41 protein-coding genes are annotated in these 21,499 nt (G+C 60.2%); 23 read left to right on the forward strand and 18 right to left on the reverse strand.

Translation table 11 applies throughout. The annotated features are described in order from the left end of the window. Positions 1 to 4: 4 nt before the first annotated feature. The 17 genes from GYA95_RS05635 to GYA95_RS05710 form a co-directional block, all read right to left on the reverse strand. Positions 5 to 694, reverse strand: a complete 690-nt coding sequence (locus GYA95_RS05635) for a hypothetical protein (RefSeq protein WP_161551294.1) — start codon at positions 692 to 694, stop codon at positions 5 to 7. Positions 695 to 757: 63 nt separating this feature from the next. Further along, entirely contained in the window at positions 758 to 1,096 is a 339-nt protein-coding gene (locus GYA95_RS05640) for a hypothetical protein (protein WP_161551295.1), read from the reverse strand. Further along, positions 1,071 to 1,436: a DUF7740 domain-containing protein gene (locus GYA95_RS05645; protein WP_161551296.1), complete on the reverse strand. Its 366-nt coding sequence runs from the start codon at positions 1,434 to 1,436 to the stop codon at positions 1,071 to 1,073. Before GYA95_RS05645 ends, GYA95_RS05640 begins: the two co-directional genes overlap by 26 nt. 81 nt (positions 1,437 to 1,517) lie before the next feature. Continuing rightward, positions 1,518 to 2,060: a hypothetical protein gene (locus GYA95_RS05650; protein WP_161551297.1), complete on the reverse strand. Its 543-nt coding sequence runs from the start codon at positions 2,058 to 2,060 to the stop codon at positions 1,518 to 1,520. After that, positions 2,057 to 2,686 carry a lambda exonuclease family protein gene (locus tag GYA95_RS05655; protein ID WP_161551298.1) on the reverse strand — a complete coding sequence of 210 codons (630 nt, stop codon included), beginning with the start codon at positions 2,684 to 2,686 and terminating at the stop codon, positions 2,057 to 2,059. The genes GYA95_RS05650 and GYA95_RS05655 overlap by 4 nt, the downstream gene beginning before the upstream one ends. Then, the gene (locus GYA95_RS05660) at positions 2,673 to 3,617 is read right to left on the reverse strand and encodes a recombinase RecT (protein WP_161551299.1); all 945 of its coding nucleotides are present in this window, start codon (positions 3,615 to 3,617) and stop codon (positions 2,673 to 2,675) included. The genes GYA95_RS05655 and GYA95_RS05660 overlap by 14 nt, the downstream gene beginning before the upstream one ends. 7 nt (positions 3,618 to 3,624) lie before the next feature. Then, on the reverse strand, positions 3,625 to 4,728 hold the full coding sequence (locus GYA95_RS05665) for a hypothetical protein (RefSeq protein WP_161551300.1): 1,104 nt from the start codon (positions 4,726 to 4,728) through the stop codon (positions 3,625 to 3,627). Between the two features lie 157 nt (positions 4,729 to 4,885). Then, on the reverse strand, positions 4,886 to 5,056 hold the full coding sequence (locus GYA95_RS27580; RefSeq protein WP_170303995.1) for a hypothetical protein: 171 nt from the start codon (positions 5,054 to 5,056) through the stop codon (positions 4,886 to 4,888). Then, a complete protein-coding gene (locus GYA95_RS05670) occupies positions 5,053 to 5,283 on the reverse strand; it encodes a hypothetical protein (RefSeq protein WP_161551301.1) in 231 nt (76 codons plus the stop codon). Before GYA95_RS05670 ends, GYA95_RS27580 begins: the two co-directional genes overlap by 4 nt. Beyond that, positions 5,280 to 5,603 carry a hypothetical protein gene (locus GYA95_RS05675; protein WP_161551302.1) on the reverse strand — a complete coding sequence of 108 codons (324 nt, stop codon included), beginning with the start codon at positions 5,601 to 5,603 and terminating at the stop codon, positions 5,280 to 5,282. The genes GYA95_RS05670 and GYA95_RS05675 overlap by 4 nt, the downstream gene beginning before the upstream one ends. Positions 5,604 to 5,623: 20 nt before the next feature. Next, complete coding sequence (locus tag GYA95_RS28265; RefSeq protein WP_161551303.1) at positions 5,624 to 5,833, reverse strand: DUF551 domain-containing protein; 210 nt, start codon at positions 5,831 to 5,833, stop codon at positions 5,624 to 5,626. Beyond that, on the reverse strand, positions 5,830 to 6,231 hold the full coding sequence (locus GYA95_RS27740) for a hypothetical protein (protein WP_174824247.1): 402 nt from the start codon (positions 6,229 to 6,231) through the stop codon (positions 5,830 to 5,832). Before GYA95_RS27740 ends, GYA95_RS28265 begins: the two co-directional genes overlap by 4 nt. A gap of 370 nt (positions 6,232 to 6,601) precedes the next feature. Further along, the gene (locus tag GYA95_RS05690; RefSeq protein ID WP_161551304.1) at positions 6,602 to 6,814 is read right to left on the reverse strand and encodes a hypothetical protein; all 213 of its coding nucleotides are present in this window, start codon (positions 6,812 to 6,814) and stop codon (positions 6,602 to 6,604) included. A gap of 71 nt (positions 6,815 to 6,885) precedes the next feature. Beyond that, positions 6,886 to 7,317, reverse strand: a complete 432-nt coding sequence (locus GYA95_RS05695) for a hypothetical protein (RefSeq protein ID WP_161551305.1) — start codon at positions 7,315 to 7,317, stop codon at positions 6,886 to 6,888. Positions 7,318 to 7,742: 425 nt separating this feature from the next. Beyond that, on the reverse strand, positions 7,743 to 8,624 hold the full coding sequence (locus tag GYA95_RS05700; protein ID WP_161551306.1) for a hypothetical protein: 882 nt from the start codon (positions 8,622 to 8,624) through the stop codon (positions 7,743 to 7,745). Then, positions 8,621 to 9,415, reverse strand: a complete 795-nt coding sequence (locus tag GYA95_RS05705; RefSeq protein WP_161551307.1) for a HipA family kinase — start codon at positions 9,413 to 9,415, stop codon at positions 8,621 to 8,623. Before GYA95_RS05705 ends, GYA95_RS05700 begins: the two co-directional genes overlap by 4 nt. Next, a complete protein-coding gene (locus GYA95_RS05710; RefSeq protein WP_161551308.1) occupies positions 9,384 to 10,049 on the reverse strand; it encodes a helix-turn-helix domain-containing protein in 666 nt (221 codons plus the stop codon). The genes GYA95_RS05705 and GYA95_RS05710 overlap by 32 nt, the downstream gene beginning before the upstream one ends. Before the next feature lie 105 nt (positions 10,050 to 10,154). Here GYA95_RS05710 and GYA95_RS05715 point away from each other — a divergent pair, with 105 nt between their 5' ends. The 20 genes from GYA95_RS05715 to GYA95_RS05805 all read left to right on the forward strand — a co-directional run bounded on the left by GYA95_RS05715 (position 10,155) and on the right by GYA95_RS05805 (position 17,892). Continuing rightward, entirely contained in the window at positions 10,155 to 10,358 is a 204-nt protein-coding gene (locus GYA95_RS05715; protein ID WP_161551469.1) for a Cro/CI family transcriptional regulator, read from the forward strand. Between the two features lie 30 nt (positions 10,359 to 10,388). Further along, positions 10,389 to 10,583 (forward strand): hypothetical protein, encoded by a 195-nt coding sequence (locus tag GYA95_RS05720; RefSeq protein ID WP_028697943.1) that lies wholly within the window; start codon positions 10,389 to 10,391, stop codon positions 10,581 to 10,583. A 344-nt stretch (positions 10,584 to 10,927) separates the two neighbouring features. After that, positions 10,928 to 11,563 carry an HNH endonuclease gene (locus GYA95_RS05725; RefSeq protein WP_161551309.1) on the forward strand — a complete coding sequence of 212 codons (636 nt, stop codon included), beginning with the start codon at positions 10,928 to 10,930 and terminating at the stop codon, positions 11,561 to 11,563. Beyond that, positions 11,563 to 12,372 (forward strand): phage replication protein, encoded by an 810-nt coding sequence (locus tag GYA95_RS05730; protein ID WP_161551310.1) that lies wholly within the window; start codon positions 11,563 to 11,565, stop codon positions 12,370 to 12,372. The genes GYA95_RS05725 and GYA95_RS05730 overlap by 1 nt, the downstream gene beginning before the upstream one ends. Continuing rightward, positions 12,362 to 13,168, forward strand: coding sequence for an ATP-binding protein (locus GYA95_RS05735; RefSeq protein ID WP_161551311.1), 807 nt, complete (start codon positions 12,362 to 12,364; stop codon positions 13,166 to 13,168). The genes GYA95_RS05730 and GYA95_RS05735 overlap by 11 nt, the downstream gene beginning before the upstream one ends. Beyond that, positions 13,168 to 13,539 (forward strand): DUF2493 domain-containing protein, encoded by a 372-nt coding sequence (locus GYA95_RS05740; RefSeq protein WP_028697947.1) that lies wholly within the window; start codon positions 13,168 to 13,170, stop codon positions 13,537 to 13,539. Before GYA95_RS05735 ends, GYA95_RS05740 begins: the two co-directional genes overlap by 1 nt. Then, a complete protein-coding gene (locus GYA95_RS05745; RefSeq protein ID WP_100413171.1) occupies positions 13,536 to 13,727 on the forward strand; it encodes a hypothetical protein in 192 nt (63 codons plus the stop codon). The genes GYA95_RS05740 and GYA95_RS05745 overlap by 4 nt, the downstream gene beginning before the upstream one ends. Further along, on the forward strand, positions 13,724 to 13,936 hold the full coding sequence (locus tag GYA95_RS05750; protein ID WP_161551312.1) for a hypothetical protein: 213 nt from the start codon (positions 13,724 to 13,726) through the stop codon (positions 13,934 to 13,936). Before GYA95_RS05745 ends, GYA95_RS05750 begins: the two co-directional genes overlap by 4 nt. After that, a complete protein-coding gene (locus GYA95_RS05755) occupies positions 13,936 to 14,232 on the forward strand; it encodes a hypothetical protein (protein ID WP_060709507.1) in 297 nt (98 codons plus the stop codon). The genes GYA95_RS05750 and GYA95_RS05755 overlap by 1 nt, the downstream gene beginning before the upstream one ends. After that, the gene (locus tag GYA95_RS05760; protein WP_060709506.1) at positions 14,229 to 14,618 is read left to right on the forward strand and encodes a hypothetical protein; all 390 of its coding nucleotides are present in this window, start codon (positions 14,229 to 14,231) and stop codon (positions 14,616 to 14,618) included. Before GYA95_RS05755 ends, GYA95_RS05760 begins: the two co-directional genes overlap by 4 nt. After that, a complete protein-coding gene (locus GYA95_RS05765; protein ID WP_155489584.1) occupies positions 14,605 to 14,781 on the forward strand; it encodes a hypothetical protein in 177 nt (58 codons plus the stop codon). The genes GYA95_RS05760 and GYA95_RS05765 overlap by 14 nt, the downstream gene beginning before the upstream one ends. After that, positions 14,774 to 15,172: a recombination protein NinB gene (locus GYA95_RS05770; protein ID WP_161551313.1), complete on the forward strand. Its 399-nt coding sequence runs from the start codon at positions 14,774 to 14,776 to the stop codon at positions 15,170 to 15,172. The genes GYA95_RS05765 and GYA95_RS05770 overlap by 8 nt, the downstream gene beginning before the upstream one ends. Further along, complete coding sequence (locus GYA95_RS05775; protein WP_100413167.1) at positions 15,172 to 15,474, forward strand: nuclease domain-containing protein; 303 nt, start codon at positions 15,172 to 15,174, stop codon at positions 15,472 to 15,474. Before GYA95_RS05770 ends, GYA95_RS05775 begins: the two co-directional genes overlap by 1 nt. Continuing rightward, positions 15,471 to 15,827, forward strand: coding sequence for a RusA family crossover junction endodeoxyribonuclease (locus GYA95_RS05780; RefSeq protein ID WP_100413166.1), 357 nt, complete (start codon positions 15,471 to 15,473; stop codon positions 15,825 to 15,827). Before GYA95_RS05775 ends, GYA95_RS05780 begins: the two co-directional genes overlap by 4 nt. Continuing rightward, positions 15,824 to 16,090 (forward strand): hypothetical protein, encoded by a 267-nt coding sequence (locus GYA95_RS05785; protein ID WP_100413165.1) that lies wholly within the window; start codon positions 15,824 to 15,826, stop codon positions 16,088 to 16,090. The genes GYA95_RS05780 and GYA95_RS05785 overlap by 4 nt, the downstream gene beginning before the upstream one ends. Continuing rightward, a complete protein-coding gene (locus GYA95_RS28135) occupies positions 16,087 to 16,215 on the forward strand; it encodes a hypothetical protein (protein WP_256580155.1) in 129 nt (42 codons plus the stop codon). Before GYA95_RS05785 ends, GYA95_RS28135 begins: the two co-directional genes overlap by 4 nt. Further along, positions 16,206 to 16,796 (forward strand): hypothetical protein, encoded by a 591-nt coding sequence (locus GYA95_RS05790; protein ID WP_161551314.1) that lies wholly within the window; start codon positions 16,206 to 16,208, stop codon positions 16,794 to 16,796. Before GYA95_RS28135 ends, GYA95_RS05790 begins: the two co-directional genes overlap by 10 nt. Before the next feature lie 118 nt (positions 16,797 to 16,914). Next, complete coding sequence (locus tag GYA95_RS05795) at positions 16,915 to 17,178, forward strand: hypothetical protein (protein WP_161551315.1); 264 nt, start codon at positions 16,915 to 16,917, stop codon at positions 17,176 to 17,178. 10 nt (positions 17,179 to 17,188) lie between these two features. Next, complete coding sequence (locus GYA95_RS05800) at positions 17,189 to 17,578, forward strand: putative holin (protein WP_064590629.1); 390 nt, start codon at positions 17,189 to 17,191, stop codon at positions 17,576 to 17,578. After that, complete coding sequence (locus GYA95_RS05805; RefSeq protein WP_137164970.1) at positions 17,575 to 17,892, forward strand: phage holin family protein; 318 nt, start codon at positions 17,575 to 17,577, stop codon at positions 17,890 to 17,892. Before GYA95_RS05800 ends, GYA95_RS05805 begins: the two co-directional genes overlap by 4 nt. Positions 17,893 to 17,932: 40 nt before the next feature. Here the strand turns inward: GYA95_RS05805 and GYA95_RS05810 are convergent, their stop codons facing one another. Next, complete coding sequence (locus GYA95_RS05810) at positions 17,933 to 18,136, reverse strand: hypothetical protein (protein WP_137164969.1); 204 nt, start codon at positions 18,134 to 18,136, stop codon at positions 17,933 to 17,935. A gap of 101 nt (positions 18,137 to 18,237) precedes the next feature. On the opposite strand from GYA95_RS05810, the gene GYA95_RS05815 reads away from it, so the two are divergent. From GYA95_RS05815 to GYA95_RS05825, 3 genes are read left to right on the forward strand one after another with little or no spacing between them, the layout of a single operon-like run. Further along, positions 18,238 to 18,858: a terminase small subunit gene (locus GYA95_RS05815; RefSeq protein ID WP_161551316.1), complete on the forward strand. Its 621-nt coding sequence runs from the start codon at positions 18,238 to 18,240 to the stop codon at positions 18,856 to 18,858. Next, positions 18,855 to 20,174, forward strand: a complete 1,320-nt coding sequence (locus GYA95_RS05820) for a terminase large subunit domain-containing protein (protein ID WP_137164967.1) — start codon at positions 18,855 to 18,857, stop codon at positions 20,172 to 20,174. The genes GYA95_RS05815 and GYA95_RS05820 overlap by 4 nt, the downstream gene beginning before the upstream one ends. Continuing rightward, the gene (locus GYA95_RS05825) at positions 20,174 to 21,493 is read left to right on the forward strand and encodes a DUF1073 domain-containing protein (protein ID WP_161551317.1); all 1,320 of its coding nucleotides are present in this window, start codon (positions 20,174 to 20,176) and stop codon (positions 21,491 to 21,493) included. Before GYA95_RS05820 ends, GYA95_RS05825 begins: the two co-directional genes overlap by 1 nt. The last annotated feature ends 6 nt before the right edge of the window (positions 21,494 to 21,499 follow it).

Genomic DNA, 21,499 nt, shown 5'->3' on the forward strand with positions numbered 1-21,499 from the left:
CGGCTCAGGCGGCCTTGTAGGCGGAAATGGATTGCGATACAGCGGGCCGGTGATTAGCTAGGAACACTGCGCGTGCAAAGCCAGCCGGAGTTGCGCTGCGAATGTTGGCTCGTTCCGGCCCGGGCGGGCATTTGTGGATCCTGTCATCAGGCGCGCCTAGCGACTCGTCCTTAAACGGCTCTGGCATCACGAAGCCCCCCCCGGTCCAGAGGCAGGTTTTCTTCGTGTAGTTGTCCTCGGCGCAATAGCCGGTGAACTGTTCAGGGCTGAAGATGTGGTCAGGCTTGCGCCAGAGGCTGCTGATCTGACTTACCGGGTTCTCGGCGAACCATGGCGCCCCGGAAAGCTCGCCGATGATTTGGCACTGCCAAACCACGTGCATTGCCTTGAACTGGAAGGCTGGGTCGGCTTTTCGCTTAGGTTCGAACCAGCGTGCACCGCTGACGGCTAGATCGGTGCACGGCGGGAAGCCGGCCACGAACTTGACTCGCCCGGTGGCCAGTGCCTTGCGAATCACCGACCAGGTGGCCGGATCATCAATGATGTGACCCACCTTCGTGAAGCCGTCAGCTTCGTGCACTCCGGCGGGGTGCTGGGGGTCGACCAGGATGGCGTGGTAACCGGCTTCAACCCAAGGGGCGGCCATGACCCCGGTCAGATCACACAGGAAGATCGCAATGTTTTTCTCGGGCATAGTCGTCCCTCGCCGGGTCGGCGTTATCGTTGAATAGGGGAAGGCGCTGGCGGGCGGCGCGGGTCAGGCGGCTGGGCGTTCGATTTCGTCGCAGGCGTCTTGGTCTGGATCTGATACGATGCTGCGCACGCTGGCGTCATAGAAGGCCTGCACCACATCTTCGCTAAGTAAGATTTCGTGGCGCACCATCAGGAACTTGGCCAGATCATCATCGCTCATGGCGTCCATCTTCAGGATCGCCATCTGAAGCACCTCGTTTATCTGCATGCCTTTGGATCGCTCGCAGATCCGGTCCATCGCCTGATGGATGCCCGGGCGTACCCGGTGCCTCAGCGCCTTCTCGTCGAACTTGATGCGTTTCCTCTCAGCGTTTTCATTACGCTGCTGCTGCGTCAGAGCCATCATCGCCTCCATTGCGCACAAACCGGGTGCCCGGGGCGTACTCCAGCAGGTCGCACACCCGGTTGATGATCTTGAGCGCGGCGTCGAACACCTTGGCGTCGTCCGGCTCGCGGGCCAGGCGCTTCATGTTCGGCTGGTGCTCCAGGCAGACCTTGTCGACCAGGCGCCGGGCCAGCCTGCGCAGGTGATCGGCGCTGTCGTGCACGCGCAGGCTGAGAGCAAAGGCCAGGGCGACCTCATCAGCACGGTACTGGCCGCCGCTGCGGGTGTTGTACAGCTTCTTGACCGGCCGATTCATCCAGGCCGGCAGGGTTACCACTCCAGAAGGTGCTTTCTGCATGTCTGTGCTCCGATAGGCCGCTTGGCGGCAGGTGGAACTGTTCTTGCCGCCGGCGCTGGCGGACCAGGTTGTTGATGCGCTTCATTTCCTGACGCGCACCCGTGGGAAGTTAATGTCGTTGCGCTCGATGATCTTCACCAGCGTTCCGTAATTCAGGCCCAGCTGCTCAGCTACCTGTGCGCGGTGCAGGCCGGTGTCGCGCAGGGCGCAGATTTTCTGGACCGCCTTCAACTCCTCGATCCGCTTCAGGTTCCGCTGGATCTGGCGCTGGGCATCGCGCTTGCTGTTGGCCGACTTCTTACGCTCTGCGCGCCGGAACACGAAGTTGCCTTCCCGCGAGGCCCGGAATAGGGCCTGCTTGGAAATGCCAGTGGCCTCATGAACCTGCTGGCACGTCATGGTCTTGGCCATCTCGGCTACCTGGTCGGCGCGGGCTTTCATTTTTTCCTTGCGTGGCGATGGCTCGGCCTTCTTGGCGGGCGCCTTGGCAGTCGACGCTGACTTCGGTTCAGGGCCTTTGCGCGGCGGCAGTGGCCTGTAGGTGAATCCCTCCAGCACAATCAGCTGGCCGCCAGACGCGAAGAAGGCCGCTTTTGCGGCCTCCAGGTCGATTGATGGGTTCATGCTGCCTCCTTCATTCGCTCGCGCATCTCCTTCTCCAGGTCGGCGAGTTCTTCCAGAAACGCCTTGATCTCAGCTTCCATCTCGCGGATGCGCTTGAAGTCGCGTTCGAAGCGATGGCACACGTACTGGAGCGGCTCAGGCAGGCGGTCGTCGTAACTGACGAAGTCCGCCCAGGCCCTGCCGGTGCAGGCCATCTGGGCCAGCATCTGCCACTCATACTGCGGGTCGTGGCGCTCAGACTGCATGGTGGCGATGTGGGTCGCAGTGTTTGGGCACTTGATCTCCAGCACGCCATCGTCGCCAACAAGGCCGTCCGGAGACGCGCCAAAGCCAGCAATTGTCGGGTGCATGACCAAGCCGGTTTCAACCACCATCAGGCCTTTGTCGGCCTCGTAGGCCATGCAAGCAAATGGCTCAAGCTCGACGCCGCGTTGCACGGCAGGCTTGCTGGAAAGGTCTGGGCCGCTCTGCTGACCGGTGAGCCGCTCGCACAGCAGCTCCATCATGTAGTTCTTGCGGGTAGCAGACGGCGCGCCACCTCGGCCGCTCGCCATAACGTCCTTCACTCGACTGGCGGTCACGCACCCAAGGCGTGCCGCGAACCACTCAGCGCTACGCTGCTCCATCTAACACCTCCTCAGATTCGCCTTCGATGGGTGCCGCCTCTGCCTTAATGGCGTCGGCGCGCTTGGTGACCTCGGCCTTGAAGCGGGCATGGCCGGCTGCATCCTTTGCCTGCTTCATGGCTGCGGTTCCCTGCTGGTAAACATCGGTCAGCGCTTCCAGGCTGCCTGCCTTCTGTGCCAGTGAGATCCAGTTGTTCACCATCTCGGGATCGGTGGGCGCCGAGCCGACCACACTGGCCAGCCCCTCACCACCGTCCGTGTTCAAGTGGTGAATCGCCTGCTCCAGGCGCTCAGTCTTCGGCCAGTACTTGTAGCCACGCTTAACCACGGTCTTCTTTGCCATCTCGCCTGGGTCGGTGACCCACGGGCAGGATTTGTTCTTGCTGACCCAGGCCTTCCAGGCGCTTGACCTGTCTCGGATGGCGTTCACATCCTCGATGCTCATGGTTTCGGTCAGGTAGTCGCCGTCAGCAGTCTTGACCACCACGTAGACGCCGATCACCTCGCCGCGATCCTTGGCGAACGGGTTGTAGGAGTGGGTTGGCGGCTTGTCGAAGCCGTTCAGGCTGAAGGCGTCGGCTGCGTACACCAGTTCGGCCTGCGCCCAGCGGATGGCGCCGGTCGACATGGCCAGGTCCATCAAGCCGATGTAGCTGATGTCCAGGCAGATGCGGCCGTCGCGCGGGACCAGATAGGCCTGTTTCTTGGCCGGGTTCAGGCTGATGCCGATGGCGGCGATGTTGGTGATCGCATTGGCCACCGACTGCCGGTTCTGCATGGCCACCTTGGTGGCGTACTCGCTCGAGGTGATCACCTGGATGGCGAATTCGGCCTCGCGCTCGAAGTTCAGCGAGCGGTCAGTCAGCACATTGGCGAACTGGTTTCGCTGCGCGTAGATGTCCTGCGAGATTATGGCTACTGCTTGGCTCATGGCGACCTCAGTAGGAAATTGTGATGTTCGGGATCTTGCGCTGGGCGATCAGCTTGACCGCCTGCTTGGCGCAGGACTCAGGCATGCCGTGGGCCATGAAGGCTTCCAAGGCGGCGCGGTTGATGCTTCTGCGGTGGGCTTCGTCGCGCTCTCGAGCTTCCTGCTGGCGCACGATCTGGGCGGCAGCTGCATCGGCCCGGCGGCGTTCTTCCTGGCGTGCCTGCTCGGCAGCTTCTTCAGCCCGGCGGGCGGCGGCCTGGCGCTCTTGTTCGGCACGCTGCTCGGCGGCAACACGGTCGGCCTCGGCCTGAACTCTGGCGCGCTCCGCTTGCTCGGCCTGTAGCTTCAGTTCAAGTTCGCGGCGCTCTGCGGCGGCCTGGGCCTCCAGCTCACGGCGTTGGGCGGCCTCTCGCTCTGCCTGGGCTTTCTGCTCCGCTTCAACGCGTGCGCGTTCAGATGCTTCCCGGGCAATGCGCTCTTCGCGCTCTTTCTGCTCGCGGGCTTCTGCCTCGGCGCGCAGCCGGGCCAGCTCGACCTGCTCAGCCTCGAACTGCTCGCGCTTCAGCAGGGCAGCCCGCAAGGTCGTCAGAACCTTGTCCTTGGCGTTTGCCGCCTCGGCTTCGAACTCTTCCCAGTGGGCTCCTAGCTGCATTCCTTCCGCCTCAGCGATCAGGCCCTTGATGTGCAGCGAGGTCAGTTCGCCTAGGTCGTCGGCCAGAGTCTTCAGCCAGTTCAGGCGGTCGTTGTGGCGATCGATGCGCGCATCCTCGGCGGCTTCCCATTCGGTGAGCGGTCGGCGCGTCTCGTCCCGCAGTGTGTCCATCTTGGTCACGAACTCGCGCAGCTCTGCCTCGACCACCTTCGGCATTTCCTTGAGCCGGCGCAGGTAATCGCGGCCCGGCTTCTCGACGGCGGTCTTCGACTTGCTAACCTTGGCGGCTAGGCTGGCAATGCGTTCGCGGCCCTTGCGGGTGGTCAGGTCGGGCACTTCGCCCTCGATCTCGGCCTTCACCAGGTCGATGAATTGCTGCAGGCCGCCGGCCACGTAGATGGCCGGGGCGTTCGCCTCGCTGATCTCTTCGATTGCAATCAGTTTCTGTTCTGCGGACATGCCAAACTCCCGCGCCATCCATGCGGTGGGCGCTCATGTAGTGTTTATTGAGTGATGGAGCCAGCGAGAGCGCTGGCCAGCATGAAGAAGGTGCAGGCGAAGAGCATGGAGAAGGAGCCGCGCCAGATGACCAGGCGGCGTGCACGCTGGTAGCTGGTCATGGCCGAGGCCTCACAGCGATCTGGCCGGCCTTGAGCGCTGCCGCTATCTCGGGACGCAGTTTCTGCACTGGCCACTCGCGTGGCAGGCCCACGCCGATAATTGCCAGGCTGCGCTCGATCTGTTCGAGCTGTTCGTCAATCAGGGATTTAACCGGTGCCGTGCTCATGCGACTCTCCCGTTTGCGCTCATCCATTGCTGGTGATCATCCATAGCGAAGCGGTTCAGCCGCTCCTTGTAGTAGCGCTGCTCTTGCAGGCCGATCGCGCCTACGAGGCCGGCGAGGTCGATTGCGGTGTCGAGCTCGGCCCGAAGCACATCCGTGAACCGCTCGCGCGCCCATTCAAAGCGCGCCTCGATGAAGTCGACAACGTCCTGCCTGGTCTTCTTGTTCATGCTGCCTCCCACCAGCTATGGCGGATATCGTCATACCGGTCTTCTGCCTCGGCAGCGGCCTTGTCTTCCAGGTATTCCCAAAGAATCTCTTCGATTTCCTCGGAATACTTATCAGCGACGGCAGCGCAGCCGTTCTTGCCAAGGTCGATCGGATTACCTTCGTCGTCATAGGTATTCCCCGAGACGACCTCGAACTCCAATTCTCGATAGCCGTAGAAGTCATCCGGGCTTGCCCAGCTATTCGGGTTGCCCTTCACGGAATTGGAGTAGGTGATTTCGCACTGGAGGACGAACTCCTCCACGATTACTTCGTAGGCCATGATCGCCTCCAGGTGGTGGGTTACTCGGTGGGTGGGGAAGGGAGGGGCTGCCAGTGCGTAACGGGGAAAATGTCGTCTCCGTTCTCATCGCAGAACCCAGTGTCGCCGTCATGGAGTCCAGGTTCGTGCATGAAGTACTGCGCGGACATGACCCTGAGATCAGGCGAGTAGACAAGGACGCGCTGGCCCTGATCTGGAATCCTGTCCATGATCCTGATCCAGGCGCTCATGGCTTCACCCGGGCTTTATCAATGGCGTCCAGTTGTTCAGCCCAAGACTCGGTGAAGTCGCGGTAATCACCGCTGTCGAGCCACTGAGCATTAACAGAATCAACGTCACCGCTTGGGCTGATGCGCAGAAGCCAGTCTTCGAAAATGCGTTGCTCGGCGCTCTCTACCACCGATACCAGCGCAGTGAGCAGATCTGGGGCGGCTGCGATCAGGCGGGCATTGGCTTCTAGCTCTTTGTCAGCAGGGTTGAATGCTGATGGGTAGTCTGCGTAAAGACACGCATGCCTTACTGTTTCATCATCCGGCCGCCGCGGTGGGAATGGCCCTATTCGATGACAAATACCAACTGAAGTCTGGATGGTGTCCAGTACCCAAGGCCCTGGAGTGTGTTCGCTCATAGTGTGAACCTCAGTAGGACCGCATGAGGCAGATGCCAGCGCAGGTGACCAACCTCTGCGCGCCGTGAGAGCGCAGTACTGGCACCTGTCTGATGCGGTCGAAGTGAAGGGAAGGGGATGCGGGATGCATCGGTGATTTGATCTGCGCGGAAGGCAAGCCCCGCTTGGCGCCGACGTCCGCGCCCCGAACAGCCGCGCTCCGGTGATTGCTCACTGCCAGGTCGCGGTCTTGCTTTCTTCCCGAGGTCGCAAACCCTCGTGTCTCGGCTAGATGCCAGCGCCTTAAAGTTTGCTGGCGGTTCAGATCAAATCCCGATGCACCCTGCGATGGGGAGCAGGGCATCGGGCCGTCTTTCCGGCTTTCAGGGAATCAGCTCTTGCCCATGACCGCTTTGGTGACGACCTTGGGGAATTTCTTGGTGCGAATCTCGTTGGCCTGCCTGTCAGTGAGCAGGCCGGCCAGATAAAGCGTGGTGATAGAGGTGTTGATGTGGTCGAGGCGCTTGGCCTCGTCGGCGTTCATTTCCGGGAACTGCTGCGCGAAGGGCCGCGCCGCCCAGCCTTGCTCGAACGTGCCTGACATTGTCTTGCCCTCTGCTATTCAGTGGATTCCCCCTGATGCGCCCCGCTTGAGGCGCACCGGGGAATCGTCTGTCACTTGTGCGCTTCGGGATCTTTGATGTGCTTGTCGAACAGCTTCTTGTGTCGGCGGGCGAAGCGGGCAACGTGTGCAACCGCAAGCGCGGTGGCCACCGCAAGCACGATCGGGTAAAGCTTAAAGGCCACAAGCAACGCCAAGGGCCCAAGAGCCAGAGCAAGGAATGGGTAGAAGAAACCGCCTTCGCCATCCTTCCACTCACCATCTTTACCCTGGTACCCGTACTTGCAGCAGATTCCCTGGCCAGGCTCAAGTCCGCGGTACTTGTTAACCGCCTCGATCAGCGGATTGCGCTTAGGCGGCTTCGAATCATCCATCCAAGCCCAAGACCAAACCCAAGCCCAGCTAAGAAGGTAGAGAGCGAACCAAGCCAGACCAAGCAGCAGGCCAAGCCCACAAGCCAGAGCAAAATAGTTTTCAAGCTGCATTCCTCATTCCTCGTTCGTTGATTTCCCAATGCAGCCTGTCGCCAAGCTGCATCAGTGAAATTCTCAATTCTCGGGGGATCTTCGATCCCGACAGCCAACCGCGATGTAGCCATGCAATGGCATCCCACCCGTCAGCACTCTTTGATCTAGGGCCATCTACGCTGCTGGCCACGGGGTGAGGCTTCCCCTGTACCGAACTTAAGGTGTTCGGCTCGCTACCTTGAATCTGGGCCGGTGTCGATCCGGCAAGGTGTGTCGCTAAAGAGCGGGTGAGGCTTGAGGGCCTCCCGAGGGGCTGTGTAGCGCCTCGATGGAGATAAATATATCCACGGGATATACATGCGTCAACTCCAATGGATATAAAAATTTCTGCAGGCATGAAAAAGCCCGCTCAATGGCGGGCTGGATTTCGGCTTTCAGGATGGCTAAGCGGCTGAATTTTCTAGCTCTTGCAGGCGCAGGGCTCCTTCTCTTGGGCTGCTCACTCGGATCAATTTGTAGCCTAGGTCATCAACCATGTCTTGAAGAAGCAAAATCTTGTCACTGAAAGACTTTCTGCTTGCAGGCTTGAGGTTCGCGACCTGCAAGTCGGATGGAGTCACGATGAGAAGAGAAGCGCTCTGGTCGTGCCCGATAAGTGAGTCGTGCCTTTTGATCTGGTCAAGTCGAGCAACCCGGGCGCTAGCAATATCGAAAAGATTGCTCTGACGAGCGCCAGGCAGCATGCCGCAAATGTTAACGGCTTGGGTGGAAGAGAAGTAATCGCACTGGAGATTTATGGTTGATCCCTTGATGGACACGGGAACGGGCCTTCCGAAATTTTTCGCTAGGGCAGGGTTAACCCTTTCCATGGCGCCTCGCATGCGTTGCCAGTAGCTGGTCCTGTCGTATCCATTTGCTGAAGCATCATCAGCATGAAGGTCGCACAAGCTTGATGTCAGGCTTATGCCTTGGAGGATCACATCATCCAGATCCTCGCCCAGGCCTTCTCTGCGCTTGCTTATGGAAACGCCATGAATGCCGCTGGAGAACGATCCGGCGAATCCAGTTCTGGCGAACTCGAGCGCTCTCTGAAGGGCAAGCTCCATCATGGATCGCATGCCTTGGGCGGAATCACCATATAGACACTCCATGGCGGCATCCGATATTGCCAGCTGAGCGCCATGCTCGCTGCCATTCGTAGCCACCACCCCTATCGTCAAGCGTTCGCCAGATTGGACGATAGGCTCCATGTACACGGCCGCCCAGTCGGCGTGGTACGAAGGGAGCTCTGGAAACCCAGTGAAATCAGTATCTAAGTCAATCATCGGGCTAGTCCAAGTGTGCCTTGCCTTAGGCTCATGCCGCCGCTAATAAGGTTGGGTATATGATGTACCCGCTCCTGCAAAAACGCCACAACCTCCCTGACGTGCTCTGCCGACACTTGGCATGGGCCAGGCAAAGCCTTGGCTGCGTGCGCGTGGAAATCGCAGTCATTCAGAGGTACAGCTTCAGCATTTATCATCTGGGCGCTTCGGCGTTTCTCGAACTCGCTCACATCCTGGATTAGGCGCTCCAGTAGATGATTGCAGATAGCCCTGTGCGGAGCTCTCAGGGACTCCCCGAGCGCTTCCTCGTGATCGATCAACCATAGCTTGCCATCAGCTCCGAGCAAGACGTTTCTCAGGTTTCGATCAGCATTTGCTATTAGCTCGTCAAAAACCACGGAAACCCGCTTGCTCGACCAGGTGTTCAGCACATGACTGACTTCATCAGGCCTTACGATTCTCGCGACCGGCTTAGCTGCAGTGTCGACACTAGCAAGGCAGATGACCTTGGGCGTATTCACTCCAACTTGAGAGCCTCGTGCGACAACAACTGATGTATAGGGGATAGGAAGTCCAAGATACTGGCCTACCAGGGCGCTTAGGACCTCAGCATACATTTGCTTCGGCGGCAGAAGCTTCACGTATGCGTGGTACTGGTGCCCACCAGGGAAGCGCACAAGCCCATAGAAAAGTGGGTGTTGTCCCTTTAATTCCTTGTCTTCAATGGCATCGCCATTAACGTAAATTCCAAGCGCTGGCTCAGTTGGAGCCTTTCTTTTTAGATGGTTCATGGGTACGTGCGCTGTCCATAGGCCGCGATTTATTCATGCCGTGCTCAAGCATCTTGAGCATGTCATCCACATTTCCTCCGGCCTCGGAGGTTGAGAGGAGGGACTCGGCTAGAGCATCCAGATTCTCTGGGATGGTCGCGAAGCGAGTTCCTAATGCCTCATTTTTCTTGATGAGATGAACTGCTAATCGGCGAAGCTCTTCCGAGTCATCGGCGGTAAGCATTCCTCTAGCCATCGCAGCAGAGATCAGCTTTGCAACGTATGGCGTTGCGAAAGTGGTGCCAGTCAAGTCTGCGCCTTGTAGCGTTTCAGGAGCGCCCTGCAATCCATTAGGTAGCACGGCCGCAGCCAGCGACTTTATCTCCGCATCAAGCCTGGAGCTGTAGGAGCTAACCGGGATTCCTGTCAGAGAGAACACCTTCGCAGCCAGCTCCTTGCTTAACGGCCTTTTACCGTTCAGGTGTCCGTTCAGATTTCCCTGAGTCATTCCGAGCTCAGCAGCGAGCTTGTCTTGAGTGAGCCTCATATCTCTCGGCAAAGAGGCGTTATGAGCCCTGAGCGCTTCCTTAAGGGCGGCGCACTCGGCTTTTTCCCAGTCTTCCAGCTCTCGCCGGTCAGTGTTCGATCTCGTCATTCCGCAATCCTATTGCCATTGGAAATACTTTGCTATTTCCAATGGGCTTGATAAAAATATCCCTTGGATATAATCTTGAGCCGAACACAACCTGAGGGCGATGACATGCGCCGCATACCTCTCAGCCAATTCGCAGACGAGCAGGGGCAGACCCGAGCTGCATGCCTGCTTGGCATGACTCAGGGAGCCCTGAACAAAGCTCTTCGAGTTGGCAGATCGATTTTCGTGAATGAGGGCCCTGATGGCGCCTTCACCGCAGAAGAGTTGCGTCCATTTCCGGTCCAGTCCGCGAAAAGAAACGCCGCATAACCAACTTCAACCGCAAGGAGCAGTACCCGTATGGCCTATCACGACCAAAGTCACCTGAAAGACCGGGAGATTAAGTCGCGCTACGACCAAGAGACCTATGAAGCGCTCAAGGCCGTAGCTCGGCTGCACAAGCTTCAGCTGGCTGTCTTCGTGCGTATGTGCGTAGAGGAAAAACTGGAAAGCATCATCGAGAGCGATGTTACCGACAAAAGCCAGACGGCCTGAAGGCCCGGAAGGAGGCCTACGTGCCCGAAACCACGATCTGCCACGGGATCGATGGGCGCCTCTACGAAAAGCTTGTGCGACTGGCGAAACAGGCAGGCATGTCGCCTGAGCAGTACGCCGCAAAGCTGGGAACAGAGCGCTTCTTCGAAAAGACCAGGCCGCGAGGAGCAGGAAAAATCCGAAACCTCCCGGTGCCACAAAGGAATCAGGACTCAATAGGGCCTGAAAAAGGAGGGACTGATGAAGGCCCTGATTAGCGAATCCGCAGAATCGCGGACACAAAAAAGCCGCCTGGCGGGGCGGCTTCTTCTAAGTACAGCGGTAACTCATCTGTGAGGTCAATCATGACTGAATCGAAACTCTCAGGCAAGGGGCTTATCAGTCCCGCGCCACAAAATTCTAGCTGCGAATCTGTGGCGCGGAAAGACATCGAGCAACTCCTTACCGCTGACCAAGCTAGGGAGTTGTTTAAGATCCAGGACGGAAAGCTTGTAAATCTGGTCAGGCGTGGCAGCAGGGCCATGCCCGGCATGTTTGCAGGATCTCCAAACAGCGACGGCTACCTTCGCGTGAAGATCAACAACGTTGCTTTTCGGGTGCATCGCGTTATCTGGCTGATCACCTACGGCGAATGGCCAGAAGGTCAGATCGACCACATTAACGGCGTTCGTGATGATAACCGCATTGAAAATCTGCGCGCCGTAAGCGTCGTAGGTAATCAGCAGAACCAGCACATGCGTGTTGACAACACTTCGGGCACGACCGGCGTGCGCCTGGAAAGTGGTGCCTGGACCGCAAAGATTCGAGTGCGCGGAAAGCGGCTGCACCTGGGGCGATTCAAATCTCTAGAGGAAGCCGCTGCCGCCCGTAAATCCGCTGAGCTTCTTTACGGATTCCACCCGAACCACGGGAGGACAGATTCTGAGCGTCGTAACGGCGCCAAATCGTTCGGCACCCATAGCATCATGAGGTCCGCATAATGGCCCGCGCCCGCAACATTAAGCCAGCCCTGTTCAAGAACGAAGTCCTCGGCGTGGCTGACCCCATGCTGACTCTGCTTTTTGAGGGTCTTTGGCTGCTCGCTGATAAGGCTGGGCGACTGGAAGATCGCCCTCTGCGCATTAAGGGTGAGCTTTTCCCCTATCGCGATGGTGTGGATATCGAAGGTCTTCTGTCTTGGCTTGCTAGGGAAGACTTCATCGTTCGATACACCGTGAGCGGTAAGCGCTATATCCAGGTGCAGAACTTCGACAAACATCAGAACCCGCATCGTAATGAGCCGGAGTCGATTATCCCTTCTGCGTCAGAGGGTTGTATCAGTACCGATTTTGGCGGGACTGCTTCTGCCAATCTCGGTAGCGCTCGGGCTGATTCTCTGATTCCTGATTCCGGATCCCTGACTGCTGATACCCGAAACACGTCAACGCCTACGGCATTGCCGACTCCGGCGAGTGACGACCTTTTCCCGAAGTTCTGGAAGCTGTACCCGAACAAGAAGGGCAAGGCGGCTGCGGAGAAGGCGTGGAAGAAACTCAAGGTCACTGACGACCTGTTCACCCTGATCGCCCAGGGCCTGGCCAAGCAGTGTGCCTCCCCCGGCTGGATCAAGGACAAAGGCCAATTCATCCCGCACCCGGCTACCTGGCTCAACGGCAAGCGCTGGGAAGACGAGGTCGAGGTTCCTGCTGACAACGTCCACCACCTGCCAACCAGTCGGCACCATGGCTTTGCTGAGCGCGACTACACCGCAGGCTTGAAACGTCGGGAGGACGGCAGCTATGCGCTCTGAAAAAGTAGTCCAGATCGATCAAGGCGCGGTCGTTGCCCGCATTCAGCCAGCCGAGTGCGAGAAGCACGGCCCCTTCGAGCAGAAGGTCACCATGTTGCTGGGCAAGGCACTGCGAAGCCACTGCCCTGAATGCGCTCGTATCGCCAAGGAGGAGCGAGAGGCTCGCGCCGAGGCCGAACAGGCCCTGAACGTGCGCCTGGCGATCTCCCGAAAGCTGGGCGACTCGCTGATCCCGAAACGCTTCGCTGATCGCTCGCTGGCGAACTACAAAGCCGAGCACAAGGGCCAAGCCGAGGCGCTGCGCTTCTGCAGGCACTACGTGAAGACCTTCGACCAGATCGCCGAGAACGGGCGCTGCATGGTGCTCCTGGGCAAGCCAGGCACCGGCAAGACCCACCTGGGCGCCGGCATGGCTAACGACCTGATGCGCAGCACCTCGCACTCGGCGGTGTACCGCACTGTCGGCTCGATCCTGCAGGCCATCCGTGCCACCTACGACCGCTCCAGTGAGGCGACCGAGGCCAGCATCCTGGCCAGCCTGATCGAGCCATCCCTGCTGGTGCTGGACGAGGTAGGCGTTAGCAAGGAGCAGCCCAGCGACTTCGAGCTGACCACTCTGTTCGCGATCATCAACGGTCGCTACGAGCAGGTGAAGCCAACCGTGGTGATCTCCAACCTGAGTCCCGAGCATCTGCCGGTGGCCATGGGCGAGCGCTGCGTTGACCGCCTGCGCGAGGGCGGAATGATCGTTGTCCCGTTCGAGTGGGAATCGCACCGCGGCAAGGAGGGCGTCTGATGATCGTTATCGCATGCGGTGGCCGAGACTTCGCTGATGGTGCGTTCGTTGTAAGTGCGCTGGACGCTTTGCACCGTAAAACCCCGATCAGCGTGCTGCTCAACGGAGGAGCCCCTGGAGCCGATCGCCACGCCTTGGTGTGGGCAGCCTCTGCAGGGGTTGATCACATCACCTACCACGCCAACTGGAAGAAGCACGGCAGGGCGGCTGGCCCGAGGAGAAATGCCGAGATGCTTAAAGCGGCGATCAGTATCGGCGCACAACTTGGCGAAACGGTAGGGGTTGTTGCCTTTGCCGGCGGCGCCGGAACTGCGGACATGAAGCGCCAGAGCCAGAAAGCCAACGTGAAAGTTTGGGAGCCAGTCCAATGACCCCCGCACAAGAAATCACAGTCGCCCAGCTCAAGAGCCAGGGCTTCGCGCAGGTCGTGGAAGGCCGGGAAATCGTCCGCATGACCAAGGGCGCCGACCGCCGTGTCGTGATGGGCGATGGGAGCCAGAAGCGCGGGCATCACGTTGAATTCAAGCGCGCCGGGCAGCCGGCCGGGGAGGGGGTGTGAGCAAAGTTTATCTGGTCTGGAACAAAGGGCGGACCGAGTGCGTTGGCTTCACCGACAAGGACGATGCCTATCAGGCCGCTGGCAAGAATCGGCTTGGGAACCCTTGCGCAAGCCTGGCTGAGCAATGGCGCGAGCTCTACGCGGACGATGATCCGCGAATGAAATTCGAGGTTCAGGAAATCGAATTGGGCGCCGAGGAGAAGCACTGATGGACACCAACAAGATGCGCGACATAAGCCGCGAGCAATTCGAGAGCTTCGCCCGCGATGTTCTGGACTGGGCAGACGATGAGTTTCGTCTTGCATCGGATGGGAAGTCTTACTACTGGGGTGCAACTGGTGAGGCCTGGGTGTTCTGGCAGGCCTCCCGCGCCGCCGTAGTGGTGGAACTGCCGCCAAAGTGGAACGACGCAACCCATTCCAACAAGCAGGCCTGGGACTGCGGGATTGACGACGCTCGCATGGCCATCGAGGCCCAGGGCCTGAACGTCGAGGTGAAGCCATGACCATCGACAAGGAAGAGATCAAAGCGCTCGCCCTAGCCTGCGCCCCATCCAAGTGCGCAGACGAGGCTGAGGAGGATCGCCGCCTCGCTGAGTTCCATAGCGAGCTGACGCCTGAAGCAATCCTGGCCCTGCTCGCGGAGATCGACCAGTTAGGCGCCGAGCGCGAACTTTTTCTGCTCGCCGGAAAATCGCTTAAAGACGATGTGGTGAGACTCAAGGCCGAGAACGAGGCGTTGCGTTCGGCGCTGCTGGAAGCATCCGAGGAAGTAGCTACCTGGGGCGCCTATGCAAGTGAGTACTTCCAAGAGAAACACGACCTTGCCGGGTGCGTGGCGAAAATTCACGCGGCGGCCATGGCCAAGGAGGCGAGCCATGACCATGAATAATTTCGCTCAACTCGTTGGCTACGCGGTCATGGGAGCCGGAGGCGCGATGTTGTCCATGTACGCGCTTTACCTGGCCTGGGCGATGTTTTGCGGAACTGCCAGCGGCTTCATCAGGGCGGCCCGAGCGATCAAGGCCGCAGGCAAGGGGGTGAAGCGTGGCTGAGTTCGCTCTTCGTAGCGCCCAGGACCTCAACCGCCTCTACGGCGCCCTGCACGCCATCGACCTGACCAAGCCCAAGGTTGTGGTGATCAAGGACGAGAAGCGCCCGGACGTCTGCAACCGGAAGATGTGGGCAATGCTCCGCGACGTATCCCAGCAGGTGGAGTGGTACGGCCGCAAGCTCACCGACGAGGACTGGAAGCACATCTTCAGCGCTGCGGTGCAGAAGCAGGACGCGGTACCGGGCATCGACGGTGGCTTTGTCGTCCTGGGCGTCTCGACCCGCAAGCAGTCGCAGAAGTGGTTCAGCGACCTGTTCGAAGTGATGCACGCCTTCGGGGCCGAGCATGGCGTTCGCTGGACTGAGCCGGATCGGTGGGGAGGGCGGTACTGATGCGTGTCGTATCCAAAAGGGTGCGCGAGAGCGCCCGCGGCCAGGACTGCACCGTCCGGATTCCCGGCACCTGCAACTTCAACCCTGAAACCACCGTGCTGGCCCACCTGCCTTGCGGGCAAAAGGGCATGGGCATGAAGGGCTTCGACACCGTGGCGGTCTACGCCTGCAGCGCCTGTCACGACGCCCTCGATGGCCGTGGGAAAGGCGAAGTGGACTGGTCCGACATGCCACGGGCGATCGCTGAGACTCATGAGGCGCTGATCCGGGCCGGCATTCTGACTGTGAAGGGGGCTGCCTGATGGAACTGACACTACCGTGGCCACCGGCCGCATGCAGCCCGAACGCCCGGGTGCACTGGTCCAGGAAGAGCAAGGCGGCCAAGTCCTACCGGGCAGCCTGCCACCTGCTGGCTAAGCAGGCCGGTATCAAAGCGCCGGAAGGTGACGCGCTGCTCATGCTCGAGTTCGTGCCGCCCGATCGCCGCCGGCGCGACGACGACAACCTGCTGGCGATGTTCAAGGCCGGCCGTGACGGCCTGGCTGATGCCCTGGGCATCGACGACAACGTGTTCGCCACCCAGATCAGGGTGAGCAAGGAAACGATCAAGGGCGGCGCCGTGCGCGTCCGTATCCAGGCGCAGGAGGCAGCATGACCAAAATAGCAATGATCGGCGGCCCGCCCACGCAGGCCTCCGAGGGCTGGTTGAAGCCGATGTTCCCGATCACCGGGCGGGCGCACTACTTCGAAAAAGAGTTCGAACTGCCGGCGCTGGACGGGCAAGGGGTGGCGGTGTCATGGCACTCCCTCTGCGGCATCGATGCCGTCAGCACCGGGAAAATGCCGATGTTCGATGCTGGAAACTGGGTTCGCTGCAAGCGCTGTGAGCATCAGATCGAGGGGAGGAGCGCAGCATGACCTGGACAATTTCAGATACCGCCGGCGCGCTGCTGCTGGCCATGACCATCGCATCCACCTGGTGCGTCGCCCGCGCCAAGGTCATCGCAATCCGCCGCAAGAAGGAGAACGGCCAATGCAACTGAACAGCGCGCGCCAAGCGTGGCACGACTGCCTCTACACGGCGTGGGATAGCCAGGGCGCCTTCATCGAGCAGTTGGGCCTGTTGGGCACCATGGTCCAGACCACGGAGAAGCAGCGGAAGGCGAGCCATGCGGTTCACCAGGCCCTGGCCGGTGGTGTGCAGTCGGCAATCGACAAGCTCAAGCCGCACGTCAAGGCCTTCGGGCATTTCATGTACGCGCCCCGGCTGGATGTCGACGACAAGGAAACGGCGGAGGAGGTCGTATTCCTGATGGTGCAGCAGCGATCGCCGCGCATGACCGCAGCCAAGCGGGAGAAGCTGGAGTACGTCGTGAAGGGCGTTATGGCCCGGTACCGGTACATGCACCAGGGCGGCCAGTCGGCCAATGACGATCCGCTGGAGTCGCCGGAGGGGTTCCGAGCATGGCTGAACGCGCATTACGGCGTGAAGCTTGAGTCGGTCCGCTGGGATAGGGAATGGGGCGGTTACGTGCGCCTGGCGTTCGATTGTTGCGAGGATCTGGACAAGGAGGCACTCAGTCCGATTGGCGCCGCAATAAGCGAAATGAAAAAGGCCGCATGAGGCCCTATTGCGTTCCCGCTCGGCTGGTGGCATGATTTCGCCATCCTGATAATTTTGCCTTCGGCAAACACCCACCTGAACCCGGCCATCGCGCCGGGTTTTTGCGTTTGGAGGGAGCATGTCCCGTTCCACATGCTGGAGCCTGCTTGCTTTCTCCATGGCCCTGGCCAGTTACGCCATGCATCGCGACATCAGCGCGAACATCTTCCTGGGCTGCATCTTCATCATCCAGGGCCTCAAAAGACCTGGCGGCTCAACCCAGGAGCGCCGGGCGCTCTTTCTGGCTGCCGCACTGAGCGCGGGCATCCTCATTTTTGCGGTATGGGCGCTGGCCACTGGGATCGACTTCCGCGGGCCCGCGCCATTCCGCTACAAACACTAAGGGACTGAACATGGTCGATGCCGCTTCTGCAGCTGCCTGCACGGTTGTAGGGCTTGGCGGCATTGCCCTCGCAAGCTGCCTTCCCACGATTGATCTGAACGCTGTTGTATGCGCCTTCGGTGGCGCGCTGCTCTTCATCCTGTGGGCGAAGGACATAACCCTCTGGCAGCGCATGGGCTACCTGCTCGCTGGCTGGATCGGCGGCTACTACGGCTCGGCCGAGATCCTGGCCCAGGCCTGGACGAAGACCAGCGGCATCGCTGCCTTCAGCTGTGGACTCGCCACTGTCCTGGTGAGCATCAGCGTACTGGAGTCGATCACCACCGGCAAACTGCCGAAGTGGGTAACCGAGCTGCCAGCAGCAATTGGCAGCCTGTTCCCCAAGCGAGGGGGCCAATGACCCTAGACCAAACCATCACCCTGGCCCATGCCGGGTTCTGCGGCGGTATCTGCTTCGTCATAGCGTTCATGTACCGGCGGGGCGAGTCGAGCTACAAGTTCCTGCCCAGCCTCTGTGCCTTCTGCCTGGCATCCCTGTTCGGTCAGGAGTGGCTGAGCATCGTCGGCGCGATCCTGCTGTACGGGCAGTGGCCGGCCACCTCGGTCCCCAGCACCCTGATATTCGGGATCCTGTTCATCCTGGCGCTGCGCTCGAAGGGCAATGTGGCCAGGTTGTTTGATCAGTCCAGGCACAGGCCGCGCGCCACAAAATAGCGATGCTCCGTTTCGTGGCGCGGGCCAGGAAGGCTGGCGGTTACTTTTGGTTCAGCGCCTGCTGGATCTGATCTGCATACTTCGACAGGTTGTCCATCTCGTCTGCAAGTTGGGCCTGCTTCACGGTTGGGCTAGCGATGCGAGCGGCTATCAGTTCGAGTGCGGCTGCTACTGCGGTGGCTCGGTAAACGTCAGCACCTCCGCTGATCGCATTATTGATGATCGTTTCGTATGTGGTTGCCATTTGAAGCTCCGTTTCGTTGGTAGAGCGGAGATCAATACAGGCAGCGAGCCACTATTTCAACACCTGCCACAGCGAGGCACCTAAGTCTCAAGGAATTCCCTATGGCGCTGACAGCAAAACAGCAGCGCTTCGTCGACGAATACCTGATCGACCTGAATGCCACGCAAGCCGCTATCCGCGCTGGATTCAGCGCTAAGACTGCCAGACAGGCGGGTAATCGTCTGTTGACAAATGTTGACATTCAGCAGGCCATCCAGGCTGGCATGGAGGCGCGCTCTGGAAGGGTAGCCATCACCCAGGACATGGTGCTCCGAGAGCTGGCCAAGATAGGGTTCAGCGACATCCGGAAGGTGGTCCGCTGGGGCGAGACGATGGTGCGCATGGTCGAGGCAGAAGAGGGCGGCACCGAAGACATGGTGCCGTACCACGGCCTTGCGCTGATCGACTCCGCCGAGATCGACGACGACACGGCCGGCGCCATTGCCGAGGTGTCCCAAGGCAAAGAAGGGCTGAAGGTAAAGCTGCACGACAAGAAGGGTGCGCTGGTCGACATCGGGCGGCACCTGGGTATGTTCGGGCATGGCGGTCCTTCTGAGCTTGACGAAGAGCTCAAGCGACTGGAGATCGAGAAGCGCAAGGCTGAGCTGAAGGCCCTGCAAGCCGGGTCGCAGTCGTCCAACGCCCAGCTGCTGGCTGATCTGATTGCGAGGTTGCCAGGATGAACACCGGTAACCTGATGCTCGATCGCCAGCTGGCCCGCTGGTACAAGCTCAAGGATCACCCGGTACAGCTCGCCCTCATGGCGGCCGTGCCGTCTGGTATCCGTTTCCCCCTGGTTCCGGCCGGGCGCCGTAGCGGCAAGACCGAACGATTCAAGCGGTTCCTGGTGAAGCAGGCCACGGCCTACAGTGGCCCGTACTTCGCTGCGGCTCCCACTCATGCCCAGGCCAAGAAGATCTTCTGGGACGACCTCAAGGCTTTCACGCTGTCGAGCATGCATAGCCGCCGGCCTTCCGAGTCGGACCTAATCATCTACCTGGAGAACGGTAGCGAGATACACGTCATCGGCCTGGACAAGCCTCAGCGGATCGAGGGTATCCCGTGGACTGGTGGTGGCATCGACGAATTCGCCGACGTTAAGCCGGACGCCTGGGAGGCAAACATCCTGCCGGCCCTCAATACCGTCAACCCGACCATGCCTGACTACCGGGCTTGGTGCTGGCTGCTGGGCGTGCCTGATGGCCTGAACCACTACTACGACCTCTGCCAGCAGGCCGAGACAGGGCAGGATCCGAACTTCCGCGTGTTCCACTGGAAGTCAGCAGAGATCCTGCCGCCGGACGTCATGGATGCCATGAAGCGCGCCATGTCGCCCAAGCAATTCAAGCAGGAGTTTGAAGCCAGCTTCGAGACGGCCTCGGGTCGGATCTACGAGGATTACGGCAAGCATAACCAAACGTCTGCCACCATCGAGCCGCATGAGCAGCTGATGTGGATGCACGACCAGAACTTCACGCCTCTATCGTCGGCCATCGGTGTCCGGCGCAACAACGGCAAGGATCTGTACCTGCTTGATGAGATCGTACTGACCAGCGCCATATCGCGCCAGGCGGCCGTCGAGTTCGTTGAGCGTTACAAGGATCACAAGAACAAGCATGTGCTGATCTACGGAGACCCGGCGGGCAAGGCCGGCGAGAAGCATGGTCACGCATCGGACTACACCGACATCGAGGCCGTGCTGAAGGCGAGCGGGTGGCGCTACACGCGCAAGGTTAAGCCTGCACACCCGGCCATCAAGGACCGGCAGAACGCTGTCCGGGCCAAGATCCTGACCGCATCCGGGGAGAGCAGCCTCTTCGTCAACCCGGTGACCGCGCCTTGGTGCCACAAGGGCCTGGCCACAGTCCAGCTTCAAGAAGGTTCGACGTTCCAAGAGGACCAGAAGAACCAGTATCAACACATCACAACCGCGATCGGCTACTGCGTCGACGTTGAATGGCCTGCGAAGGGCCGATTCTCCTACGAAGGTGTTACCTAATGGGCGTAGTCCGATACCTCAGCGACAAGCTGGTGAACCTGGTGGCGAACCTGGGCACCGAGCGCGACAAGGCATCGGGCTCGACGTATGCGCCGGTGATCCTGACCGACGAGCAGCTGGTGAACGCATATCGCGGGGCCTGGCTTCCGCGCAAGATAGTGGACATCCCTGCTTTGGACGCCACTCGGCGCTGGCGGGCATGGCAGGCTGACAAGGCCCAGATCGAGAAAATCGAGGCTGAGGAGGTTCGCCTTGACCTTCGAGCCAAGGTGAAGCAGGCCATGACCCGGGCCCGGCTGTTCGGCGGGGCGGCCATCTTCATCGGCACGGGAGAGACGAACACTGCGGTGCCGCTGAACCCTGAGCGAATCCAGTCAGGCGGCCTTAAGTACCTGGCCGTCATGAATCGCCGGCAGTTGTCCCCGACCGAGATCGAACAAGATCCCCAGTCGGAGCGCTTCGGCAAGCCCAAGGCCTACCGCCTGGCTGATAGCCAGGTGGAGATCCACCCATCTCGCCTGGTGATCTTCTCCGGGGCCGAGCATCCCGACCCTGACCTGGCCCCGGCCAACATCTTCGGCTGGGGTGATTCGGTCCTCCAGGCGATTTTCGAAGCCATCAAGCAGTCGGACGGCACCATGGCCAACGTGGCCAGCCTGGTGTTCGAGGCCAAGGTCGACGTCATCCGCATCCCTGACTTCATGCAGAGCCTGCAGGACGACGGATACCGCAAGCAGGTGCTGGAACGCATCACCCTGGCAGCCACTGCCAAGGGCATCAACGGTACGCTGCTGCTGGACAAGGAAGAGGACTATGAGACGAAGTCGGCGAGCTTCGGCACGCTGCCTGACATCATCGACCGATTCCTGCAGGCCGTATCCGGTGCGGCCGACATTCCGGCTACCCGTTTGCTCGGGCAGTCGCCTTCCGGCCTGAACTCCACCGGCGAGGCCGACCTTCGCAACTACTACGACCGCATCCAGGCGCTGCAAGAACTTGACATCACCCCGGCCCTGAAGCTGCTCGATGACTGCCTGATCCGCTCGGCGCTTGGCTCCAGGCCGGCCCAGATCCACTACGTGTGGAACCCTCTCTGGCAGCCGACGGCAAAAGAGCGGTCCGAGATCAGCAAGCAGACGGCCGAGACCCTCAAGATCCTTGGCGAAACGAAGCTCTGGCCTGAAGACGCGCTGAGCAAGGCAGCTACCACGCTGCTGGTCGAGCAGAGCGTTTTGCCGGGCCTTGAGGCGGCAATCGCTGAGTTCGGCTCTGAACTGCCCGACGAAGAAGAGCCAGACGACGTTACGGCCACGCCCTGAGGTAAA

It is taken from the genome of Pseudomonas asiatica, assembly GCF_009932335.1.
GTDB classification, from domain to species: domain Bacteria; phylum Pseudomonadota; class Gammaproteobacteria; order Pseudomonadales; family Pseudomonadaceae; genus Aquipseudomonas; species Aquipseudomonas asiatica.

Coding starts and splice junctions, on each gene's coding strand:
- GYA95_RS05635 (WP_161551294.1), bottom strand. CDS start 694: ATGCCCGAGAAAAACATTGCGATCTTCCTGTGTGATCTGACCGGGGTC.
- GYA95_RS05640 (WP_161551295.1), bottom strand. CDS start 1,096: ATGGCTCTGACGCAGCAGCAGCGTAATGAAAACGCTGAGAGGAAACGC.
- GYA95_RS05645 (WP_161551296.1), bottom strand. CDS start 1,436: ATGCAGAAAGCACCTTCTGGAGTGGTAACCCTGCCGGCCTGGATGAAT.
- GYA95_RS05650 (WP_161551297.1), bottom strand. CDS start 2,060: ATGAACCCATCAATCGACCTGGAGGCCGCAAAAGCGGCCTTCTTCGCG.
- GYA95_RS05655 (WP_161551298.1), bottom strand. CDS start 2,686: ATGGAGCAGCGTAGCGCTGAGTGGTTCGCGGCACGCCTTGGGTGCGTG.
- GYA95_RS05660 (WP_161551299.1), bottom strand. CDS start 3,617: ATGAGCCAAGCAGTAGCCATAATCTCGCAGGACATCTACGCGCAGCGA.
- GYA95_RS05665 (WP_161551300.1), bottom strand. CDS start 4,728: ATGTCCGCAGAACAGAAACTGATTGCAATCGAAGAGATCAGCGAGGCG.
- GYA95_RS27580 (WP_170303995.1), bottom strand. CDS start 5,056: ATGAGCACGGCACCGGTTAAATCCCTGATTGACGAACAGCTCGAACAG.
- GYA95_RS05670 (WP_161551301.1), bottom strand. CDS start 5,283: ATGAACAAGAAGACCAGGCAGGACGTTGTCGACTTCATCGAGGCGCGC.
- GYA95_RS05675 (WP_161551302.1), bottom strand. CDS start 5,603: ATGGCCTACGAAGTAATCGTGGAGGAGTTCGTCCTCCAGTGCGAAATC.
- GYA95_RS28265 (WP_161551303.1), bottom strand. CDS start 5,833: ATGAGCGCCTGGATCAGGATCATGGACAGGATTCCAGATCAGGGCCAG.
- GYA95_RS27740 (WP_174824247.1), bottom strand. CDS start 6,231: ATGAGCGAACACACTCCAGGGCCTTGGGTACTGGACACCATCCAGACT.
- GYA95_RS05690 (WP_161551304.1), bottom strand. CDS start 6,814: ATGTCAGGCACGTTCGAGCAAGGCTGGGCGGCGCGGCCCTTCGCGCAG.
- GYA95_RS05695 (WP_161551305.1), bottom strand. CDS start 7,317: ATGCAGCTTGAAAACTATTTTGCTCTGGCTTGTGGGCTTGGCCTGCTG.
- GYA95_RS05700 (WP_161551306.1), bottom strand. CDS start 8,624: ATGATTGACTTAGATACTGATTTCACTGGGTTTCCAGAGCTCCCTTCG.
- GYA95_RS05705 (WP_161551307.1), bottom strand. CDS start 9,415: ATGAACCATCTAAAAAGAAAGGCTCCAACTGAGCCAGCGCTTGGAATT.
- GYA95_RS05710 (WP_161551308.1), bottom strand. CDS start 10,049: ATGACGAGATCGAACACTGACCGGCGAGAGCTGGAAGACTGGGAAAAA.
- GYA95_RS05715 (WP_161551469.1), top strand. CDS start 10,155: ATGCGCCGCATACCTCTCAGCCAATTCGCAGACGAGCAGGGGCAGACC.
- GYA95_RS05720 (WP_028697943.1), top strand. CDS start 10,389: ATGGCCTATCACGACCAAAGTCACCTGAAAGACCGGGAGATTAAGTCG.
- GYA95_RS05725 (WP_161551309.1), top strand. CDS start 10,928: ATGACTGAATCGAAACTCTCAGGCAAGGGGCTTATCAGTCCCGCGCCA.
- GYA95_RS05730 (WP_161551310.1), top strand. CDS start 11,563: ATGGCCCGCGCCCGCAACATTAAGCCAGCCCTGTTCAAGAACGAAGTC.
- GYA95_RS05735 (WP_161551311.1), top strand. CDS start 12,362: ATGCGCTCTGAAAAAGTAGTCCAGATCGATCAAGGCGCGGTCGTTGCC.
- GYA95_RS05740 (WP_028697947.1), top strand. CDS start 13,168: ATGATCGTTATCGCATGCGGTGGCCGAGACTTCGCTGATGGTGCGTTC.
- GYA95_RS05745 (WP_100413171.1), top strand. CDS start 13,536: ATGACCCCCGCACAAGAAATCACAGTCGCCCAGCTCAAGAGCCAGGGC.
- GYA95_RS05755 (WP_060709507.1), top strand. CDS start 13,936: ATGGACACCAACAAGATGCGCGACATAAGCCGCGAGCAATTCGAGAGC.
- GYA95_RS05760 (WP_060709506.1), top strand. CDS start 14,229: ATGACCATCGACAAGGAAGAGATCAAAGCGCTCGCCCTAGCCTGCGCC.
- GYA95_RS05765 (WP_155489584.1), top strand. CDS start 14,605: ATGACCATGAATAATTTCGCTCAACTCGTTGGCTACGCGGTCATGGGA.
- GYA95_RS05775 (WP_100413167.1), top strand. CDS start 15,172: ATGCGTGTCGTATCCAAAAGGGTGCGCGAGAGCGCCCGCGGCCAGGAC.
- GYA95_RS05785 (WP_100413165.1), top strand. CDS start 15,824: ATGACCAAAATAGCAATGATCGGCGGCCCGCCCACGCAGGCCTCCGAG.
- GYA95_RS28135 (WP_256580155.1), top strand. CDS start 16,087: ATGACCTGGACAATTTCAGATACCGCCGGCGCGCTGCTGCTGGCCATG.
- GYA95_RS05790 (WP_161551314.1), top strand. CDS start 16,206: ATGCAACTGAACAGCGCGCGCCAAGCGTGGCACGACTGCCTCTACACG.
- GYA95_RS05795 (WP_161551315.1), top strand. CDS start 16,915: ATGTCCCGTTCCACATGCTGGAGCCTGCTTGCTTTCTCCATGGCCCTG.
- GYA95_RS05800 (WP_064590629.1), top strand. CDS start 17,189: ATGGTCGATGCCGCTTCTGCAGCTGCCTGCACGGTTGTAGGGCTTGGC.
- GYA95_RS05805 (WP_137164970.1), top strand. CDS start 17,575: ATGACCCTAGACCAAACCATCACCCTGGCCCATGCCGGGTTCTGCGGC.
- GYA95_RS05810 (WP_137164969.1), bottom strand. CDS start 18,136: ATGGCAACCACATACGAAACGATCATCAATAATGCGATCAGCGGAGGT.
- GYA95_RS05815 (WP_161551316.1), top strand. CDS start 18,238: ATGGCGCTGACAGCAAAACAGCAGCGCTTCGTCGACGAATACCTGATC.
- GYA95_RS05820 (WP_137164967.1), top strand. CDS start 18,855: ATGAACACCGGTAACCTGATGCTCGATCGCCAGCTGGCCCGCTGGTAC.
- GYA95_RS05825 (WP_161551317.1), top strand. CDS start 20,174: ATGGGCGTAGTCCGATACCTCAGCGACAAGCTGGTGAACCTGGTGGCG.